Raw genomic sequence first — 19749 nt, forward strand, 5'->3', positions numbered from 1 at the left:
CTCGAACGGCTGTTGGTTAGCGTGACGGCAGGGACCATCCACCGAGTGAAGAAAGGTCCGAGTCATGGCCGCAGAATCCGAGGGCACTCCCTGCTGGGCCGACGGGACGTTCGGCGATCTCGAGGGGGCGAAGCGTTTCTACGGCGAGCTCCTGGGCTGGTCGTACGGCGACTCGATGCCCGAGTACGGCAACTACACGCAGGCCTACGTGGACGGCAAGGCGGTCGCCGCCCTGTCGCCGCCCATGCCCGGCCAGGAGGTGCCGTCCGCGTGGTGCCTGTATCTCTCCACGCCGGACGCCGCGGCCGTCACCGGGAGGATCCGCGAACACGGCGGCCAGGTGCTGGTGGAGCCCATGCGGGTGGGTGACTTCGGGACGATGGTGCTCGCCCTCGACCCCGGCGGGACACCGTTCGGGGTGTGGCAGAAGGGCACTCACCAGGGGTTCGAGGCACAGGCGGTGCCCGGCGCCTTCTGCTGGGCCGAGGTCTACACCCGCGAGCCGGAGAAGGCGGACGCCTTCTTCTCGGCCGTCTTCGGGTACGGCGTCAAGCACCTGGAGGACGACGCCATCGACTTCTCGCTCTACGACCTGGGCGCGGACCCGGTGCTGGGCAGGATGAAGATGACCGAGGAGTTCCCGCCCCAGGTTCCGGCTCACATGAACGTCTACTTCACCGTCGCCGACTGCGACGCCGCGGTGGAGAAGGCGAAGTCGCTCGGGGCGGAGCTGCGGTTCGGCCCGATGACGATCCCGTTCGGCCGGTTCGCCACCCTGACGGACCCGCAGGGCGCGGTGTTCTCGATGATCGACGTCACGACGACCGCGGGCGAGATGCCGAAGGTCTCGTAGGCGCGCCGGCGGGGCCGGGGCGGCGGCGGTCGTCACGACGACGCCCCCACCCCCGCGTCCCCGCCTGCTCCCGCCCCCGCCCCAGCCCCAGCCCCTGCTCCGGCTCCGGCTCCGGCTCCGGCAAGTGCCCGCAGGCGGGGTGCGACCTCCTCGCCCACCCGGTAGGCCTCCTCCAGGTGGGGGTAGCCGGAGAGGATGAACTCGTCGATGCCGAGGCGGTGGTACTCGAAGAGCCGCCGGGCGACCTCGTCGTGCGACCCGACGAGCGCCGTACCCGCCCCTTCCCGTACGAGTCCGATGCCCGCCCAGAGGTTCGGGGCGACCTCCAGGTCCGTCGCGTCGGCGGATCCGCCGTGCAGCGCCGTCATCCGGGCCTGCCCGGTCGAGTCCATGCGGGCGAAGCGCTCCTGGCTCGCCCGTACGGCCTCCGGATCGAACCCCGCCAGGATCCGGTCCGCCTCGGCCCACGCCTCGGCGGCGGTGTCGCGGCTGATGACGTGCAGCCGGAGCCCGAAGCGGAGGGCAGGGGCGGTGGCGCGCAGGCGGCCGATGCGCTGGGCGAGGGCGGCGGGCGGCTCGCCCCACAGGAGCTGGACGTCGGCGCGGCGGGCGGCGACCGCTTCGGCGGCCGGGGACGCGCCTCCGAAGTAGAGGGGAACGGGGTGCTGGAGAGCCGGTTCGTGGAGCCGGGCGTCCTCGATCCGCAGGTGCTCCCCCCTGTGGTCGACGCGCTCGCCCCGCAGGAGGTCCCGCAGGACGGCCATCACCTCGTCGGTGCGCGCGTAGCGCCGGTCGTGGTCCAGATCGTCGCCGTACGCGCGCTGCTCGGCCGGATCGCCGCCGGTGACGACGTTGAGACGGAGCCGTCCGCCGGCGAAGCGCCGGAAGGCGTCGGCCTGTTGGGCGACGAGCGTCGGGCTGGCCAGTCCGGCGCGGAAGGCGACCAGGAATCCGATGCGGTCGGTGTGCTGGGCGAGGGCCGCCGTGAGGATCCACGGATCGGCGCAGCCGAGCCCGACGGGTGTGAGCAGCGAGTGGAATCCGGTCTGCTCCGCGGCGCGTGCCACCTGCGTGAGATAGCCGATGCCGGCGGGACGGCGGGTCGCGGCGGACGTCCTGCCCTGCACGGCGGTGACCCCGCCGGGGTCACGGCCGTCACCGCCCGTGGGCAGGAACCAGTGGAGCAGGAGCGGGTCTTCGGGCATGACGGATCCTCGTGGGACGGCAGCGGGGAACTCACCACGGGACGGGCGCACGGGCGTACGGGGTACACGGGTGCGGCGGCGTGCCGGGGTGTCCGGGAGATCGGGTACGCGGACGCGTCAGCGGGCCGACGGCGAGGGCCGGCGACGCGGATGTGTCAGCGGGCGGCCGACGGCGAGTGCCGGCCGGAGAGCCGGGTCAGCGACAGGTCCGACAGCGGCGGGAGTCGGCCCGACAGAGCATGGTCGAGACACGCAGGAGATCCACGTGGCGACGCGATACGAGGGCAGGGGCCATGCGGGCATCCTGGCCGCGCCTCCGGCATGACAACAAGCCCCTGCCCGCATGGCGGACAGCCCCGTATCGGTGAATGGACGGGATGGGCGGTCCTCAGGGCCTGGACGGGATGGGCGGTCCTCAGGGCCTGGGGTCGAGCGCGTCGTACCGCGCGAAGCCGCGCCAGCGCAGCCCCAGCAGACAGACCGCAAGCACGCAGGCGAGGCCTCCCCCGGTCACGGCCACGGCCGGGGACGTCAGATCGGCCACGGAACCGGCCATGAGGTCGCCGAGCCGCGGACCGCCCGCCACGACGACGATGAACACGCCCTGCAACCGGCCCCGCAGCTCGTCGGGCACCGCGGTCTGGAGCATGGTGTTGCGGAAGACCATGGAGATGGAGTCGGCGCATCCGGCGAGGGCGAGCAGGACCAGCCCCGGCCACAGCTGCCGGGTGAGCCCGAACACGGCGATGGCGGCGCCCCAGCAGGCCACCGATATCAGCACCGCGAGCCCGTGCCGGCGGATCCGGCTCAGCCATCCGGAGAAGACGCTGCCGAGCAGGGCGCCGAACGCCGGTGCGGCGACCAGGAGTCCCGTGGTCTTGGCGTCGCCGCCGAACCAGACGACGGCGACCACGGGGAACAGGGCGCGCGGCTGCGCCAGCACCATCGCGCTCAGGTCGCTGAAGAAGGTCATCCGCAGGTTGGGCCTGGTGCCCAGGAAGCGCAGGCCGTCCAGCACCGAGGCCCTCCCCGCCTTCCCCTGCTCCCCCTCCCCGCGCTCGGGCAGCATCGAGGGCAGCCGCCACATCGCGTACAGCGAGGCGGTGAAGGTGACGGCGTCGACGGTGTACGCCGCCCGGTAGCCCCACCAGCCGACGATGATCCCGCCGAGCATCGGCCCTGCGAGACCGCCCGTGGTGGAGGTCATCGCGTTGAGCGCGTTGGCCGCCGGGAGCTGCCCGGGCGGGAGCAGCCGGGCGATCATCGAGCTGCGGGCGGGCGAGTTGAGCGCGAAGCAGACGGCCTGGAGCGCGACGACCGCGTAGAGCAGCCCGACGTGCTCGACCCCGGCGAAGGTCACGGCGGCCAGCACGACGGAGAGCACGAACGATCCGCCGGCACTGAACAGCCCCAGCTTGCGGCGGTCGACGGTGTCCGCGACGGCACCGCTGTACAGGCCGAGGAGCACGAGAGGGACGAGCGAACAGAGACCGATCAGGCCGACGGAGAACGCGGACCCGGTGATGTCGTAGACCTGCAGGGACACGGCGAGCGCCGTCATGCCCTGCCCGATCCAGGACACGGTGTTACCGAACCAGAGCCGCCGGTAGTCGGGGGAGGTCCGCAGCGGCGTCAGGTCGGCGAGTATGCGTGTGCGGGATACACGCGGTTCGGCTGTTTCGGTCACACGGGATGATAACGGGCCTGCCCCGGGGCAGGGACGGCGGACGTCCGGAGGCCGGGGCGGGCTGCCGGTCGAGCCGTCCGCAAGGCCGGCTCGGACACCGGGATAGGGGCACGTACGCCTTGTTCCGGACGCTCGTCATGGCCTGTTCCGGCGTGGGCGCGAGGGCAACCAGGACGTGGTCCGCGCGGTGGGGATCGAATGGACGGATGAACGGCGCGTTCGAGAATGTTCCGGCGGTTCTGATCCGGGCCCGGGGCTCCCCTGAGGGCTGCCCCGTGAGATGCAATGGGGTGGGTGATCCGATGGGCCACCCACCCCTTCTCCTGACCTCATGGCGAAATGACAGCAGGCAGCAGGTAGCGATGATCAAAAAGGCGAGCAAGGCGGAGATCGCCGAGCGGGACGATCTGGCCGGCAGGGTGGCCGAAGCGTTGGCGATGGCCGGGTTCACCGTGCATCAGGACGTCCACCAGGCGCCTGCCGCGCCGGGCGCGCTGGTCTGGGTGGACCCGGCAGATGACTCCAGGGGAGGGGTCTTCGTCAGGTGGCTGATCAGCCCGTCCCTCGATCGCGCTGCGGCGGAGCGTGCGCAGAAGGGCGAGATCCAGTCATCGGTATTCCGGCATTTCAGCTTGGTGACTGAGCACATGTACGCGACGCTGATCGCAATTCTCGGATCCGCGGGCTTTCGGGCCGGCGATGCCGACGACGACATGAGCCCCTACCTGATCCGCATTGAAGGCTGAACACAGAATGCGGCGGGGTTCGCCACATCGAGAAGTAACCCTTCTACCGCACAAACCCGCGCATGAGCGACGGAGTTGGGACTCGCCACATTCACGAAGGCGTGTTCGGCGCCCTGTCGGCCGAGATGGTCCGCAAGTCCGTTCCGGGCAGGGCGATACGGGCGGCCCGGTCGACCAGCACCACCGTCGACGGCCACGGCCCGCCCGGCCGCCTCGGCAGCGGCGCCGGGACCGGGCCGCCGCGCAGCTTCCCGCGGCCACAGCGCGAGGCCCCTCACCCGCCCGGCACTCTCCATGGTCTGTTTTCAGACACCCGATCAATTCCAGCCAGACATTTGCCGTTTCTGTGCAAAATCTATGCACGGCACACCTTCCTTGCCCCGATAAATCTGACATGTCCAAAACATTTTCTCTGGTCGGGCCGACCGCGCCGAACTAGGGTCAGCCGCGGACGTCGGGGGGATCACGGGCGTCCACCGCTCCATGGGGCGGTTCACGGGGGAAGGCGACACGCGGGCTCACCGCGCTCTCCGCGGCATGCCCGCCAACGGCGACGGGCGCGGGCCGCGGGGCAGGCGGGTGACCGCTCCTCACCGCATCGGTGGGTCGGCCGGCTCTCGCGACGACTGGTCCGCTCATCGCCGGTCCGGGGGCACGCGCCCGGCACGGGGCCGGCTCGCCCAGGAGAAACACATGAAGACCGCAGTCACCCGCCTCGCCACCATTTCCGCCGCCACCGTCGCGCTCGGCCTCATCCCGCTCGCCGGCACGTCCTATGCGGCCAGCTGCAGCGGCACCGGCTGTGACAACCAGGGACCCCGCGCGACCGCGTGCGAGACCTCCAGCGTGACCACCCAGCGCACCATCACCAACAACTCGCGCAAGGCCGAGCTCCGGTGGTCCGCGGGCTGTTCCGCCGCCTGGGTGCGGGTCACCGACGACTCCGGCAACTCGATCTACAACTCGTTCGGCTACATCGAGAAGTACGACTCGGCCGGCAAGCTGATCCGCTCGCTGAGCGTCGAGATCCCGCACAACGGCAGTGACTGGTCCAACATGCTCGGCGGGGCCTCCTACTACTACCGGGTCTGCGTCAAGTTCCAGGGCAACGAGTACCCCATGACCTGCAGCACCAAGTTCTGACCGGCCCTCAGGCCCGCTGACTCCCGGGGGCCGCACATCGCGGCTCCCGGGCGCCCCGCACCACCTGCCCCACCCCCGGCCCCGGCGAGCACTCCCGCTCCGGTTCCCGCCTCCCCATCCCTTCTCCGCGCGAGCGGCTCCACACCCGTGTGCCCGGCACACGGGTGTCCGCGTTCTGCCCGCGCCCGGCGGGACCACCGGCGTCCGGCTGTCCGGTGAACTTCACTGAAAGGCACATTCATGCGTCATCGCCTGTCCAGACCACGGGCATCGTGGGCGGCTCTCACAGCCGCCGCGGTGCTGAGCGGCATCCTGTCGGGCGCTCCTGCCGGAGCGGCCGAGCCTTCCGTACCGCCCGCCCCCGCGGCCTCGCCCGCCACCTCGAACCCCACCTCCGTACCCACGTCGGAACGCTCCTCGCTCCTCGGCCGGCAGTGGAAGTCCTCACAGGACGTCGCATGGACGACCAGCGGAGACGCCGACGGCTTCCACCTGCTGACGGCCACCGGTTCCTCCGGCTACGGGTGGAAGACGCTGGCCACGCTCAGCGAGCCGGGTTTCGACGCGGACGCGTGGATCGGCAACGCCTGTGTGACCGGTTCGGGCCATCAGGCCGTCGTCGTCTACGCGCCGCGCACCTTCACCAACAAGCCGGAACTGATGGCCCGCGGCGGCTTCACCGCCGTGGTGAACCTCACCACGGGGGCGGTGCGCAAACTGCCCGTCCTCTCCTCGCTCTCCTACTACAACCCCGGCTGCGGCAACGGTGACACCGCGGTGCTCACCCAGTCCGGCAGCGAGGCGCGACCCGGCACCCGGCTGCTCCGCCTGGACGCCCGCACGGGGCGGACCGCCTCCCCCACCACGGTGAAGGGCCAGGTCACGTCGGCGGTCCCGGGTCCGGGCGCCACCACGCTCGCGGCCCGCGGCGCCCAGGTGATCTCCCTCGACGAGAAGGGACGCGCCACCACCGTCACCCGCACCGACGGCGTCCCCTTCCGTCTGGCCCCGGACGCCAACGGCGGCCTGCTCTACCTGGACCACCGGGGCAGCACCGCGACCGCGCGCCATCTCGGCGCCGAGGCGCTGACGCGCCCCGATGCCTCGAAGGCACGGCCCGCCCAGGTGGCCGTCGGTCCGCTGAGCCGGCTCGGAGTGACCCGTAGCCGTAGCACCGTCTACGTGACGGGTCCCAGCCGCGCCCCGCGGACCGCCGTCCCCGCGGGGGTGGCGCGGGCACCGGAGGCCGGCAAGGACGCCCAGGTGTCCACCCTGGGAACCGCGCTCGTCTCCCACCAGCGGTGGGCCGACGGCAAGGGCACCCTGCTGCAGCCGGGCGAGAGCACCACCGGCCGGCCCGTCGACCTCGACCTGACGGTCCGGGAGTCCGGCCGGACCCGGACGCTTCGAGCCGTCACCGCCAAGGTGTCCTCCCGTCACTCGGCCGAGGGGCGCTCTCTCTCCCCGGGCATACGGACCTCCGCCGCACCCCGGACCGGCGGATCCACCGCGGCCGGGCGGACGGCGGCAGCCGTAGCGGCGGCGAGCTCGCCGAGCGACCCGGTGGAGGACGAGCGGACCTGCTCGGTGCCCCGCAACGACCCGGGGAACCAGGCCATGCAGCCGAAGCCGCGTCAGGTGGAGTGGGCCGTCGACCAGGCGGTGCAGGGTTACCTGAACACCCACATCTCGCGTCCCGCGAACTGGCAGAGCCTGGGCATGCCCGCCTACAGCCCCCAGAGCCTCTTCCTCAACCCCGCCCTCGAAGGCGGCGGCCGGGCGATGGCGCAGGTCATGCTGGGCGTGACCACGCAGGAGTCGAACATGTGGCAGGCGGCACGCGAGGCCGTGCCCGGGGTCACCGCGAACCCGCTGATCGGCAACTACTACGGCATCGACCTCTACGACGGCGACAGCTCGAACGACTGGGACGTCGACTTCGCCGAGGCCGACTGCGGTTACGGCATCACACAGGTCACGGACCACATGCGGATGGCCGGGCGCGAGGACGGTCACGGCGGCGCCGCCTGGGACTACCAGAAGCAGCGCGCCGCGGCGCTCGACTACACCGCCAACATCGCCGCCGGCCTCCAGATCCTGGTCTCCAAGTGGAACGAGACCCGGGCCGCGGGCATGATCGCCAACCACGGGACCAGCGGCCGCCCGGAGAACTGGTACTTCGCCCTGTGGGCGTACAACTCGGGCTTCCACCCCGATCAGGGCAACGGCGCTCCCTGGGGACTCGGCTGGGCCAACAACCCCGCCAACCCCGAGTGGGATGCCGGGCGCCTGCCCTTCATGGAGAACGCCGCGGGCGGCGAGGACGCCAGCGCGGCGGCCCGGCCGCAGAACTGGCCGTACCAGGAGAAGGTCCTGGGCTTCGCCGCCCACCCGCCGGCGTTCCTGGAGTCCCCCGGTGTGATGGTGGCCGCCTTCCGTCCCGCCACCTGGAACGGCACGAACGAGAGCGTCTCCACCAAGGGCAGCGCCTTCTACAACCGCGCCCATCTCAAGGCGCCGGAGGACGCGTTCTGCGAGCCAACGTCCAACGACTGCTTTCCCGGGCGCATTTCCGACAGCGCCTCCAACGACAACGGTTCGTCGGGCCCGTGCGGGCGCGAGGACTTCATGTGCTGGTGGCACAAGCCGGTCACCTGGAAGACGGACTGCGTCGACACCTGCGGCTACGAGTTCATCCGGTTCTCGACCAGCATGGGTGAGGAACCGAACGGCACGGCCTACCCGCCGGTCTGCACCACCACGGGCCTGCCGTCCGGCGCGCTGATCGTCGACGACGTACCGCAGGGCACAGCCGTCCACCGGCCGGGCTGCGACAACAGCGGCTGGACCGGCAAGGGCACCTTCTCCTTCGACTTCGGCAACAACGGAAGCGAGAGCGTCTATCCCTCCAAGGTCGATCTGCACCAGCTGGGCGCCGGCTTCGGAAGCCACTTCTGGTTCGGTCACACCCGCCAGGACGACGCCAAGGGCAACCGTCTGAAGATCACCGGGAGCTGGAAGCTGAACCAGACGCTCGACAAGGACGCCAGGGTGTGGGTGCACCTGCCCGACCACGGCGCGCAGACGAAACAGGCCGAATACCAGATCAGGACCAAGAACGGCTGGTCCACGAAGACCGTCTCCCAGCCCGGCAGCGGCAATCGCTGGGTGAACCTCGGCGCCTACCGCACGAAGGGCATCACGCCCGAGGTCAGGCTCAGCACCGTCACCGCGGACGGCACCGGCGACGAGGACATCGCGTTCGACGCCGTCGCCTTCGAGCCCGGCAACTGGAGCACCACGCCCGACATCGTCATCCCGGACGCCGTCGAGGACGCCCCCGATCCGGAGTGGGAGGACACGGACCGCCAGAAGCAGCCCGCACCCGATGGCGTGACCTCGGTGTCCAGGCTGGCCGCGACGCCGAAGGAGACGTGCAGGGACACCGACCACGAGGGCACCCGGCAGTGCATCACGCTGGACCCGGACATCGACCAGTACGCCACCCCCGAACAGCAGAGGTCGCTGGACCGGGCGGCCGCCCTGGACACACCACTGGTCTCGTGGTGCGACAACGCCGATGTCTCCGGCTACACGCTCACCCGGCGGGAAGGCTGCCACAAACTGGCAGTGCTGATCCGCTGGGAGCACGACGGCAAGACCGTCGGCACGGCCGTGTTCATGGTGCGGCAGGAGATCCTTCTGGAGAACAAGGCGGCCTCCCGCGAGAAGCTCTTCATGGGCGCCCTGTCCATCGACACGACGCTGGGCCCGGTGACCCTGGACTACTGGGACGCCACCTGCAGCCCGAACTGCGACACGACGTACAACGGGACGTGGAGCGGTCCGACCGTGTGGGAGCCGGTGGTGGACACGCACTGGGTGTCGGCCACCCGGACCTTCACGTGGAAGACGCCGGTCTCGGGTACGACGGAGGAGTTCGACCGCGGCACCTTCCTCGGCTTCACCTCGGCCGCGGCGGCAGCCGCCGGCGCGGTGAAGCTCAAGGAACCGAGCTGGGTGTTCTGGGGACAGGTCAGGTGCGACAACTCCGTCAACGTGCCCAACTCCACGGGCTGCGTCTTCCCGAAGCACGTGCCCACCTGGGAGACCAACACCAAGCGGTACCCGGCGGCGGCCACCTACTACTGGGTGATGCGGGAGGAGCTGTCGACCCACCCGGGCAGCCGGTCGCGCGGGAAGCCGATGCACCGCTTGGCGGACACCGCCGCCCAGGAGTACAACCGCAACACGATCTGCCGGAAGACCGGCCCGGGTGCCTTCGTCCCGCACGGCGACGCCACACCCGACGCCAAGGGTGAGGTCCAGTGCGACGAGTTCCCGTTCGCCGCGGCACAGGAGAGCGGCGGCCAGTGGCTTCCGGTGCGCAGTGGCGGCGTGTGCGCCCAGCTGTACGCCAAGCAGCAGCCGGACGACACCTGGCGCCTCTTCGACGACGACAACTACGACCCGCCGTCCTGGAACGAGCCCTGCGGGCGGGCCAGCATGGCCGGCAAGCAGAACATGGATGCCGGTCGCGGCCCCGGCCTGTCCGGGTTCTACACGAAGGCGCGCGTCGCTGACGGCGACGCCTTCTACATGGACGTGCCGGGTGTCGAGGGCTGCACCCTGACCGACGTGTGCACCGTGCGTCCGCCGGCCTAGCGACCGGCGTCCTCACGGACGGAAGACCGCCTGCGGGCCCGCACCGACCGAGGTGCGGGCCCGCAGGTGCGCGCGGGCGGGGGCGGGCTCAGCCGTAGTGGACGTCCCAGACGACATGGGCCAGCGGCACCCCGTCGGCCTCGATACGGGGAACGGCCTTTCGCCCGGTGGCCGTGGGGACCGGAGAACCCTCGGTCAGCGCGTCCAGGACGGACGTGAAGAGGTGCGACAGGCTGTCCCAGCGCTTCACACCGTTCAGGCCGACGGACGGATCCAGCTCCAGGACGGCGCCGAACCCGGGCCCCTCCCGGTGGTCGACCACGAGCTGGCCGCCCGTGTGGTTGAGCGCGACCGGGAGCCAGCGCACATCCGCCGTCACGCCGACGACGTATTCCGCCTCGTCGTCCTCGACGGCCCTGGCGACCTCCTCCTCCATGTCACGCAGCCCGTCGGACATGCGGGCCGCACCCAGGAGCGGGAAGTCGGTGGGCACGAAGGCACCGGCGGCGATCACCCGGTCGATGACGGAACCGTCATGCAGGTCCAGCCAGGACCGGACGTCCGGGTGCAGGTCGAACCGGTTCCCCGCGACGGCGTCGGCCAGTCGGGGATCCGCGGGCGGAGCGAGCTGGCTGAAGTCGCCCGGGGCGTGTTCCTGCAGCCACCGGTCCAGACGGGCCACGGTATGGACAAGACTCACGGGTTGGTCCCCTCGTCATGCGCGGCGGCTCCCCCGCCCCGCGCGTACGGACATGCGGTCACCACATCTTGCGGTCCGCGGTGGCGCGGCGCGCAGGGGGTGGCCGCCCACGCGGCGGGATCGGTCGCGAAGCGCAACGGAGCCCCACCATCCGAGGGCGGGGCTCCGTTGTGCTCACGGAAGGTTCATGCGGTGGCGTCCCCTGTCACCGGGACAGGAACCACAGCATTCATTCAGGGCAGGGGCTCGAAGAACGGCCCGTCGGGCGCGGAATTGCGAGAACACAACGTCACGTCGCTGCCCCTGAGATAGGCCAGCAGCCACTCACCGAACGTCATCTCGTGGAGAGTCCCCGCCGGGCTGTCCATCTCCTGCACGACCACGCGCCAGGGCAGCGAGGGTCCATCAGGAATGCGAAGGAAGATCCATTCCCCCGTCATGGCCGACGCCACCGGAAGCAACTCACCGGGGTTCGTTCCTGCCGGGCCCGGCAGGAACGGCGCCATGTCCTCCTCGCGCCAGAACTCCAGATTCTCCCTGACGGTTCTTCCGAGGCTGTGCAGAAGATGCCCGGCGGGGTGTTCGAGATACAACTGGCCGTTGATCGTGATCGAACCGTAGGCGTCCGCGATCTCGCGGAAATCCGCCGGGAATTCGATACCGAGTTCGTCTTCGAGCTCGATCCACGGAGCCGGGTCCGACCAGTTGAACCGAGGTTCGCCCAACAGGGCTTGGATCTCGGGGAGAGTTGCCACCACTAGGCTCCTTCTAGCACTTCGAGCCGATGCCGGTCGGCAAGTTGATGGAGACCGGGATCCCCAGGGCGCCGACCGCGAGGCCTCACCTTCGGCAGTGAACACATCCAACGTGGCACCGCCACGGGCGCGTTCGGCCGGACCGCGTGCGGCAGATGACCTCCCGCACCCGCGGTACGCACGGTCGCCGGAGAAGCCGCGTGACACCTTCGACTCCTCGAACGGCTACTCGTGCTTTCCGGCACTACGAGCGTGCTCCGCGCTCCTGCCTCGCGAGAGAGAGACCGTCGGGGGCTTGTTCGGCTGCTCCGGCACCGTCCTCCCGGCCTGCTTCCCCGGCGATGACGGAGCCGTATCCCCCGCACCGGACAGAGCGGCACAGTAGGACTCCACGGCGGACTCTCCTCCTGCGGCATCGGCCAGTCGCTGAAACGCCTTGCCCCGGTGCTGACCGTTTCCGCTGCCCCACGCGTGGCACAGCGCCGCCTGGCTCCGGGGTGCCCGAGCAGGAGCGGGGGGCGACGACGCCGGTGGCGGACTGCTCCGGTCCGCCTCCTTCCCGCCACTGCCGGGGAGTCGCGGGGCGTCCACGCCCGGCGACGGCCGGGGGCTCTCCACGGCGCCGTCGCCCTTGCCGAAGGGGACGTGCAGGGCACCGGTGCCGACCGCCAGCGCGACGCCGCCGAGAGCGAGGGTCGCGAGTGCCGCACCGAGCGCCGCCTTCAGGGATGCCGAGACGGGGGAACGGCGCGACGGGCGCCAGTCGTCGCGCCTTCGGGGGCGCTGCGGGCCGGCCCCTTCCGCAGCACGGAATTCACGGAACGCCGCGAGCGCACGTTCGGCGCCCTCCGGTTCGGCGTGGCCTCGCACGGCATCCGCGAGCGCCTCGAACTCCGGTGCGCGGAACGTCGCTTCACCGTCTTCCGCCTTGCGTCTCATGTCTCATCCCTCGGTGCGCCCGGCGCCACGGACACAGTGCCTTCCGCCCGGTTTCCCGAGGTCAGCTGTCCGGCCAATCGTCGCAGCCCCCGGTAGGCAGCTGTCCGCACGGCCCCCGGCCGTTTACCCAGAACCCGTGCGGCAGCCGGCCCGTCCAGAGCGACGACCACGCGCAACAGCACCGCCTCCGCCTGGTCCGGCGGCAACCGCCCGATCTGTGCGAGCGCCCACTGCGTGGACATCGACTCCAACACCTCATCCACCGTGTCCGCCCGCCCGGGGAGTTCCAGGACGTCACGCTCGATCAGTGACGTCCTGGGGCGGCGCTTCTGCTTGCGGATGTGGTCCAGTGCCCGGTGCCGCGCGATGGTCGCCGTCCAGCCCCGAAAGCCCGCGCCGTCCCCCCGGAATCGCTTCAGGTCCCGCGCGATCTCCAGCCAGGCGTCCGAGGCGACGTCCTCGGCATCGTCCCCGACCAGCCCGCGCATGTACCCGAGGAGACCCGGGTGGACGAGCCGGTAGGCAGTCGCGAAGGCCTCCTCGTCCCCCTGCTGAGCGCGTGATACGGCCAATCCCAGCTCCGCGTCGTACGCCGGTGCACGACGCTGGTCCCCACCCCTGCCCACACGTGCCTCTTCACTCGTCCAAGAACCTTCCCCACTCCTTCTGCGCCCTGGCACACGGAAGCGTCACAGCCGGGGGCTGCCGCGCTTCGGCCGGGTCCGGCCGGCGAGCTCATCCCGCCGGCTTCGTCGGTACACGTCCGTGGAGCAGCAAGTACATCTGCTGGGCGGACTCCTCCGGTCCGACGGCGAACCGCTTCGACACCTTGCCCACCGGATTCCGGCGCAGGGGCAGCCGGTCCGGTGTCCGCGCGCCCGCCGCCCCCTGTGATGCATCCGGGTCCGGAGGCGCTCATGTACTGGGCCCGGACACTCCGGTCCCCCTTAGGAGCGACCCCGACCGACTGGCCGGGCAGGTAGCGGGAACGCCGGCCGCGGGCCCCGGGGGGCCTGCGGCCGGCGTTCGCCCGGACACCCGGAACCGGGTGCCGGGCGCGGGACGGCGTGCTCCGAGCCGTTACCTGAGGTAGACCAGGCCGTCGGTGGTGACGGCCGGGCGGCCGCTGGTACCGACGACGACGATCTTGATGACGTGTTTCGCGCTCGTGGTCCAGGACTTGGTCCAGATCGCGTCGCGGTACTTGGTGGTGGAGGACTTCAGGTCGACGGTAGCGGTCTTGACGCCGTCGACGTAGACGTACGCCTGTCCGGAGGTGGAGGCGCGGGAGACCACCCAGGCTGCCGACTTTCCGGTGAAGGTCCAGGTGAGGCTCGCGCTCTTGGAGGAGCTCGAGTAGGACTTGCCGCCGAGGTAGCTGGTGGAGGACTTCGTGGTCCAGGTGCCGGACCGGGCGGCCGAGGACTCCTGCAGGATCGTCGGAGTGCCGGCGATGGATGCGGCCCCGGTGTTTCCGGCTCGGTCGTAGGCCGTCATGGACCAGGTGGTGGCCGCGCCCGACTTCGCGCTGTGGGCGGCGCTGTAGGTGGTCGGGCCGTAGGTGGCGGTCACCGGCGCCGTCAGTCGGACGTCCTTCAGCGCGGCGCTGTCGGTCGCCTTCCAGCTCAGGGTGAGGGGGACGGCGGCGGTGTTGACGGTGCCGGTGCGCAGAGCGAGGGCCGGCCTGGTGGTGAACGTCGGTGCGGTGGTCTCCGCGACCACGGTCGACGCCGCTGTCGTCGTCGTCCTGCCGGACTGGTGGACCGCACGGACGCTGACCTTGTGCGAACCGACGGCAAGGGTCGCCTTGGCGGAGGTGGCCGCGCCCGGGGCGGTGGCGACGACCTTGCCGTCCACGAGCAGCTCGTACTTCGAGATCAGTGAGACCGGCGTGGTGGCCGACCAGCTCACCGTGATGGGGGCCTTCGTGTAGTACGTCGTCCCGGATACTCCGGCACCGGTGATCGACTTGACCGCCAGGCCGGTGACGGGGCCGGCGGCCCAGGAGCGGATCGTGCCGAGCTGGGCGTAGAAGGCGTTGCCGGGGCACTGCGTGTTGTAGCCGTCGCGGTGGCCGTGTATGACCGGGAAGGACAGCTGCGCGCCCTTGGCCCAGGTCTTGCCGAAGTAGTTGAGGCCGCTGTCACCGGCGGTGAGCGTGGTGGTGCCTGCCGGGTCGACACCGTACTGGCCGAGTTTCCACGCGGCGATCCGGGCGACCGAGGCCATCGCGGCCTGTGGCGGTGCGGCGTCGGTGTACGTGCCCAGGACCGAGATTCCGGTGGTCTCCGTGTTGAAGCCGTAGGCATGCGCACCCAGTACGGGGCGGTCGATGCCGCCCTTGCGGCCCTCGTAGACCGTGCCGCACTTGTCGACCAGGAAGTTGTAGCCGAGGTCCTTCCAGCCCAGTTGCCGGACGTGGTAGGCGTAGATGCCGCGGACTACCGCCGGGCCTTCGGCGCAGGTGTAGGAATTCGACTCGGCGGTGTGGTGCACCACCACGGCCTTGATCTTCCCGCCGGGCAGATAACCCGGCTCCTCCGGGCTGATCGACTCGTCCGCTCCCCAGCCGGCACGTGACGTGATCGGCGGCTGCGGCGCGGTCGACGGCGGCGCGGGCGGCACACTCACGGTCGGGGTGGGGCTCGCCGTCGCGGAAGCGGACGGCGAAGGCGACGGCGGCGGCGTTGAATCGCTCGGCGCCGGTGGCGTGGTGGGCGGCTCGCTCACCGGAGGCTCGGTGGGCGGCTCACCACTCGCGGGAGTCTCGGGGGGAGTTGTGCCCTGCGTCGGCTGACCCGGGTCGGACGGCGGATCCGCGGGCGTGGGCTCGCCGCTCTCGTCGACGGCGAACGCCGCGGGCTCCAGGCCCGTGGTCCTGCCGCTCCCGGGATCGACCATGTCCAGCCGCAGGCCCGCAGGCAGTCCTGCCGACGTCGACGCTCCCGATCGCACCCGGGCCTCGACGCCGTCGGAGGCGCCGACCCACGCGGGCTCGGTGCCGCCGCGTGCGGCACCGCCCTCGCCCTGGCCGCTGTCGCCGTCGAGCCGCGTCCAGCGGGACCACCGCCCCGACTCCGCCGACCGCGTCCGCACCTCGATCACGCCGGGGACGTGCAGTGCGGGATCCGTCCACGTCACCCCCACCATGCTGAAGGGCTCTGCGTCCCGCCGCTCCAGGGCGGCGGACCGGCCGTCGTCGCTCGTGGCCAACTGCACCGTCCTGGCGCGTGCCTTGACGGGGGCGCCTCCCCCGTCCGCCTGGACACCCGCCCCCGTACCGCCGGTGGCCCCTTGGAAGACCAGCACTCCGGCCAGCCCCGCCACAGCCGTGGCCGCGGTCACCCATATACGACGCTGCTTCACGCAGCCCCACCCCCACATTGATCCGTATGACTCGGCTCATCAAGGCTCCGAGCCGCATGTACCGATGGCGGACGACACCGAGCGCTGGTCGCAAACCCGGCCCCGATGCCGTCCGTGGAGACTGGCGAGATCCGCCCTCGGAGAGTGAGGGGCCAGTCGTCCGACACGTCCTTCTGCCGGTCATGCCATGTGATGATCCGCCTTGGGCCTGCGGGTGCGAGCCCAGGACGGACCGGCCGGCATCCTGATGCGCTGGATGTGTTCACTCATGCAGCGCCACCACCGCCCCAGGTGTCACACCCCGGCCGCAAGGACCCCGCCGCAGGAGCGCCGCAGAGGCAGGCCCGACCCCTACCAGGCGCCTGTGCCCCAGCCCGCCTCGCCCACCGGGCACCGCACCGACCGTCGTGGGAGCACCCGCGCCCCCGTCAAGGAACGCAACGCTGGAGAAAGGCCGGGTCACGGCGTCGTGAGGCTTGTCGCACCCGCTCCCGCACCCGAGCGTCTCGTTCGCTGTCATCTCACGACCGCGTCCGCCGGACGCAAAACGCCTTCCAAACGCGCGTTTCCCCAGGTCAGAACGATTCTGCCTGGGGATGCTCGGTGGGGCGGGTGGGACTCGAACCCAAAAGCGTGACGCCCCTCACCTGCGACGATGCCAAAACAACGGACAAAGCCACCCGTTTCCATCCGGCTACATCCCCCTCGATCCCGCTCGGACGGGGATCGGTTAGGCGTTCGCCACACCGCCCTCCAGCACTGCCGTCCTCTGTGAATGGGCGGTAGAGGCGACTTTCCCATGTAACGCCACTGGAGCGGCCCGGGCCAGAGGAGCCCTCCAACCTTCGTCGCCGACGGCTCCCCCAGGCAGTCACGTTCCGTAGCGGAAAGCCCGGACATTCACTCACGCGGAGAAACCGAGACCCCGGCGTCCAGCAAGGTCAGGCTGTGAGTTCGGTCAGGAAGTCGGCATTGGCCTTCACGTCGTGTCCCAGCGTGCGCCCGTGGCGGGGCAAGCCGTTGAGGGTCCGGGCGAGCTCTTCACGCACCTCTCAACGACCGGGAACCTCGTCGGGAGCGAGCCAAAACACGTCAAGGTAGCGGTCCTCGGTGCCGGCGGTGAAGAAGTCGTCGTCCGTCAGCCCGCGGCCTCGCCGACCACGGCGGGAGCGGCGTCCTACTGGACGGCGGAGAACGGGATGCGGGTGGCCTTTCCTTCGGTCGCCAGGGTGAGGCCGAGCCTCGCCCATCCGTCAGAGCTACGACATCACAGGGGTTTCTTTTGACCGATCGGTAACAAGTACCACTGCTCCGCGGTATGGTTTTCCCTGCGCTGAACTGCTAGGAGTGGGTAAACTATGGAACGTACGTCGGTAGAGCTCTTCGCGGGCGGGGGCGGGCTGGTTCAGGCCAGCACGAACACCGGGTTCCGGCATGTGCTGCTCAACGAGTTCGCCAAGAGGGCGTGCGAGACGCTTGAGGGGAACCGCTTCGACGCGTATCCCGAGGGCGTTGACTCCGAGGTGCTGGTCAAGGTGCTGCGTGAGATCGACAAGCAGCGGGCCAATGGAGTCGGGAGCGGGGGCCCCGACGAGAAGCCGCTCTACCCACCTCTGGTAACCGGTGATGTCCGCATGCTGGACATGACGTTCCTCAAGGACCGCGAAGTCGATCTCCTGGCGGGAGGTCCTCCGTGTCAACCGTTCAGCCTTGGTGGGATCGCGAAGGGCGACGAGGATGAGCGAAACATGTTCCCTGAGATGTTCCGGGCCGTTCGCGAGATCCGCCCCAAGGCCGTTGTCTGCGAGAACGTCCGAGGACTTCTTCGCCCGTCCTTCAGGCCCTACTTCGAGTACATCAAGCGCGAGCTCACTCTGCCGTTCGTGCGGCGTCGAGAGGGCACTTCGTGGCAGAAGCACGACCAGGCTTTGCGCGATCGGATCAAGGCGAAGGACACCGATCCGGCGGAGACCTACGTGGTCACTCAACATGAGGTGAACGCGGCCGACTACGGAGTGCCGCAGATCCGTAACCGCGTCATCCTCCTTGCGTTTCGCGCTGACCTGGGCGTGGATCCTGGTCTGGTCAAGCGTGCTGTCGCGCGTACCCACTCCCATGCGGCCCTCGCGCGAGCGATCCTCGACGGCCCCTACTGGAGCCGTCACGAGGCGGAGGGCGCCAAGATTCCGCAGCGGGTCATCGACCTGGTGAAGACGCGCTACGAGAACGAGCAGCTGACGTTCGAGAGCGGGGATGAGGAGCTCCAGCCATGGCTCACCCTTCGGGACGCGGTACTGGGGCTACCCAAGATCAACCCTCGCGCGCTGGACAAGACGACTGAGCAAGGTGGTTTCCCTGACCACATCGGGTGGCCCGGTGCGAGGATCTACCACGGGCACACTCCTAACGAACTCGACAGGCCAGCCAAGACCGTCAAGGCTGGAGTGCATGGTGTCCCCGGCGGCGAGTCGGTAATGCAGCTCGACAACCTGGTGCGCGACGAGAACACGGGCCTGATGCGCCCCGAACACCGGTACATGACCGTGCGCGAGGCCGCCCGGGTCATGACGTTCGGCGACCAGTGGAGCATGGCTGGTCCGCGCGGTGAACGGATGCGGCAGCTCGGCAACGCGGTTCCCGTGAAACTGGGCGAGGTCTTCACCAGCGCTGTCGCGAAGGCCCTCGACGACGCGGAGCGCCGTTCGTGAAAGACGCCACCGCGTCCCGGCAAGAGGGCTGGAAGGACAAGCCGCCGCCCGAGAGCGCATGGCGAGGGCGTCAGGGACGTACCAGGAAGACGATCACCGCGGAGCAAGATCGCGCTGCTGGGGGTCGCGAGGAACGCTACGTCAGGCGGAAGGACGGCGAATACGCGCTGGGCTCGATCACGTTGAAGGTGTTGCCCAGCACTCGCCGCATCCGGGCCTATCTCCGATGGTCGGAGGATGGCCGTTCACCCACTCTGTATGTCGGTGAGGTCGAACACCTGACGCGAGTGGCGAATCTCGAGCAGGCATGGAAGATCGCCCAGAACCGGGGCATGGTCGAGAAGCGTCCCGTCCCCGAAGGATCGTGGGCGTCTTCATCCGCCACACGGTCGGTGATGCGCGGGAACCGCGGTCGCGATACGGCGCCTGAACTGCGGATCCGCTCGTTGCTGCACCAAGAGGGCCTGCGCTATCGCGTCTCCGCTCGACCGCTACCCGGCGTGAGGCGAACCGCTGACCTGGTCTTCAGCCGGGCCCGCGTCGCCGTCTTCGTTGACGGGTGCTTCTGGCACGGCTGCGCTGACCACTGCCGGCCCGCCCGGACGAACAGCGACTTCTGGCGCACCAAGATCGAAGGGAATCGAGCCAGAGACGCCCAGACCGACCAGATTCTGGCGGACGCGGGATGGCGCGCCATCAGAATTTGGGAGCATGAGGATCCTGTGCGAGCGGCACGCCGGGTCGCCGCGGCCGTTCGCGGCTTTGCGGTACAGGACGATCACAGCGTCCCGTGACGCAAGAGGTCGTCGATCGCGTCTGCGGCGCGGCGGAGGACGATGCGACCGTCTCCGTCGCTGAACGCGACCAAGCCCTCCCCGACGTTGAGGCCGGCCTCGGCCAGCAGCCCCAACGGCAGTTCGACGCGTCCATCGGACTCTACGGATACCTCGGCGGGTTCACGGATCACGGGGTGAGTCTCCCA

The 19749-nt window shown here is 70.2% G+C and carries 14 protein-coding genes; 6 read left to right on the forward strand and 8 right to left on the reverse strand.

Annotated elements, in window-relative coordinates:
- The first annotated feature begins 64 nt into the window (after nt 1–64).
- Nucleotides 65–853, forward strand: coding sequence for a VOC family protein (locus tag ACFYY2_RS23725; RefSeq protein ID WP_388746019.1), 789 nt, complete (start codon nt 65–67; stop codon nt 851–853).
- A gap of 32 nt (nt 854–885) precedes the next feature.
- On the opposite strand, the gene ACFYY2_RS23730 is transcribed toward ACFYY2_RS23725, so the two are convergent.
- Together ACFYY2_RS23730 and ACFYY2_RS23735 are read right to left on the reverse strand one after the other, a co-directional pair.
- Complete coding sequence (locus tag ACFYY2_RS23730) at nt 886–2058, reverse strand: LLM class flavin-dependent oxidoreductase (RefSeq protein ID WP_388746021.1); 1173 nt, start codon at nt 2056–2058, stop codon at nt 886–888.
- A gap of 415 nt (nt 2059–2473) precedes the next feature.
- The gene (locus ACFYY2_RS23735; RefSeq protein ID WP_388746023.1) at nt 2474–3745 is read right to left on the reverse strand and encodes an MFS transporter; all 1272 of its coding nucleotides are present in this window, start codon (nt 3743–3745) and stop codon (nt 2474–2476) included.
- 362 nt (nt 3746–4107) lie between these two features.
- On the opposite strand from ACFYY2_RS23735, the gene ACFYY2_RS23740 reads away from it, so the two are divergent.
- From ACFYY2_RS23740 to ACFYY2_RS23750, 3 genes are all read left to right on the forward strand, one after another.
- Nucleotides 4108–4491 carry a hypothetical protein gene (locus ACFYY2_RS23740; protein WP_388746025.1) on the forward strand — a complete coding sequence of 128 codons (384 nt, stop codon included), beginning with the start codon at nt 4108–4110 and terminating at the stop codon, nt 4489–4491.
- Between the two features lie 693 nt (nt 4492–5184).
- A complete protein-coding gene (locus ACFYY2_RS23745; protein WP_388746027.1) occupies nt 5185–5634 on the forward strand; it encodes a DUF2690 domain-containing protein in 450 nt (149 codons plus the stop codon).
- A 240-nt stretch (nt 5635–5874) separates the two neighbouring features.
- Nucleotides 5875–10299, forward strand: a complete 4425-nt coding sequence (locus ACFYY2_RS23750; protein WP_388746029.1) for a hypothetical protein — start codon at nt 5875–5877, stop codon at nt 10297–10299.
- A gap of 88 nt (nt 10300–10387) precedes the next feature.
- Here the strand turns inward: ACFYY2_RS23750 and ACFYY2_RS23755 are convergent, their stop codons facing one another.
- The 5 genes from ACFYY2_RS23755 to ACFYY2_RS23775 all read right to left on the reverse strand — a co-directional run bounded on the left by ACFYY2_RS23755 (nt 10388) and on the right by ACFYY2_RS23775 (nt 16077).
- Nucleotides 10388–10999, reverse strand: coding sequence for a hypothetical protein (locus ACFYY2_RS23755; protein ID WP_388746031.1), 612 nt, complete (start codon nt 10997–10999; stop codon nt 10388–10390).
- Nucleotides 11000–11232: 233 nt separating this feature from the next.
- Nucleotides 11233–11754 (reverse strand): SMI1/KNR4 family protein, encoded by a 522-nt coding sequence (locus ACFYY2_RS23760; RefSeq protein WP_388746033.1) that lies wholly within the window; start codon nt 11752–11754, stop codon nt 11233–11235.
- A 225-nt stretch (nt 11755–11979) separates the two neighbouring features.
- Nucleotides 11980–12693, reverse strand: a complete 714-nt coding sequence (locus ACFYY2_RS23765; protein ID WP_388746035.1) for a hypothetical protein — start codon at nt 12691–12693, stop codon at nt 11980–11982.
- A complete protein-coding gene (locus tag ACFYY2_RS23770) occupies nt 12690–13319 on the reverse strand; it encodes an RNA polymerase sigma factor (RefSeq protein WP_388746037.1) in 630 nt (209 codons plus the stop codon). Before ACFYY2_RS23770 ends, ACFYY2_RS23765 begins: the two co-directional genes overlap by 4 nt.
- Nucleotides 13320–13773: 454 nt before the next feature.
- Nucleotides 13774–16077, reverse strand: a complete 2304-nt coding sequence (locus ACFYY2_RS23775; protein ID WP_388746039.1) for an N-acetylmuramoyl-L-alanine amidase — start codon at nt 16075–16077, stop codon at nt 13774–13776.
- Nucleotides 16078–17417: 1340 nt separating this feature from the next.
- On the opposite strand from ACFYY2_RS23775, the gene ACFYY2_RS23780 reads away from it, so the two are divergent.
- Both ACFYY2_RS23780 and ACFYY2_RS23785 read left to right on the forward strand, forming a co-directional pair.
- On the forward strand, nt 17418–18767 hold the full coding sequence (locus ACFYY2_RS23780; protein ID WP_388746041.1) for a DNA cytosine methyltransferase: 1350 nt from the start codon (nt 17418–17420) through the stop codon (nt 18765–18767).
- Entirely contained in the window at nt 18764–19561 is a 798-nt protein-coding gene (locus ACFYY2_RS23785; protein ID WP_384492860.1) for a very short patch repair endonuclease, read from the forward strand. Before ACFYY2_RS23780 ends, ACFYY2_RS23785 begins: the two co-directional genes overlap by 4 nt.
- Here ACFYY2_RS23785 and ACFYY2_RS23790 read toward each other — a convergent pair.
- Entirely contained in the window at nt 19546–19734 is a 189-nt protein-coding gene (locus tag ACFYY2_RS23790) for a hypothetical protein (RefSeq protein WP_382470261.1), read from the reverse strand. The genes ACFYY2_RS23785 and ACFYY2_RS23790 overlap by 16 nt on opposite strands.
- Nucleotides 19735–19749: the final 15 nt, after the last annotated feature.

Origin of the sequence: Streptomyces sp. NPDC001822 (genome assembly GCF_042892135.1) — a bacterium.
In the GTDB taxonomy this organism is placed as follows: domain Bacteria; phylum Actinomycetota; class Actinomycetes; order Streptomycetales; family Streptomycetaceae; genus Streptomyces.

Coding starts and splice junctions, on each gene's coding strand:
- ACFYY2_RS23725 (WP_388746019.1), top strand. CDS start 65: ATGGCCGCAGAATCCGAGGGCACTCCCTGCTGGGCCGACGGGACGTTC.
- ACFYY2_RS23730 (WP_388746021.1), bottom strand. CDS start 2,058: ATGCCCGAAGACCCGCTCCTGCTCCACTGGTTCCTGCCCACGGGCGGT.
- ACFYY2_RS23740 (WP_388746025.1), top strand. CDS start 4,108: ATGATCAAAAAGGCGAGCAAGGCGGAGATCGCCGAGCGGGACGATCTG.
- ACFYY2_RS23745 (WP_388746027.1), top strand. CDS start 5,185: ATGAAGACCGCAGTCACCCGCCTCGCCACCATTTCCGCCGCCACCGTC.
- ACFYY2_RS23750 (WP_388746029.1), top strand. CDS start 5,875: ATGCGTCATCGCCTGTCCAGACCACGGGCATCGTGGGCGGCTCTCACA.
- ACFYY2_RS23765 (WP_388746035.1), bottom strand. CDS start 12,693: ATGAGACGCAAGGCGGAAGACGGTGAAGCGACGTTCCGCGCACCGGAG.
- ACFYY2_RS23775 (WP_388746039.1), bottom strand. CDS start 16,077: ATGTGGGGGTGGGGCTGCGTGAAGCAGCGTCGTATATGGGTGACCGCG.
- ACFYY2_RS23780 (WP_388746041.1), top strand. CDS start 17,418: ATGGAACGTACGTCGGTAGAGCTCTTCGCGGGCGGGGGCGGGCTGGTT.